This is a genomic window from Shewanella sp. S1-49-MNA-CIBAN-0167 (assembly GCF_040310145.1).
In the GTDB taxonomy this organism is placed as follows: domain Bacteria; phylum Pseudomonadota; class Gammaproteobacteria; order Enterobacterales; family Shewanellaceae; genus Shewanella; species Shewanella psychromarinicola.
Genome location: NZ_JBEOPO010000502.1, coordinates 1 through 235, shown reverse-complemented (window position 1 = coordinate 235; position 235 = coordinate 1). Strand labels below are relative to the sequence as shown.

Here is a 235-nt window from a genome sequence, read left to right as displayed (position 1 = left end):
AAATAATAGCGTTCACCTTGAGGAATAAGCTCCGCATTAACACTATTAACAAATACCAACATCGACAGTAATTGCCATAATGCAATTAATATAGGCGGGACTAAAAAACCAACATAGTTATTATTTCGGTTAAATAACGCCGTCGTTTGGTTACTAATAGGCGTTAAACTCACATCAACGGTGGCTTTATTTGCGCCTTTAAGTAATAGGCTCTCCTCGCCAATATGCGTTAACC

General features: G+C 37.9%; 1 pseudogene. It reads right to left on the bottom strand.

The features are described 5' to 3' along the window. Positions 1-235, bottom strand: a pseudogene (locus tag AAEZ00_RS22175) (ABC transporter permease); the annotation flags it as partial.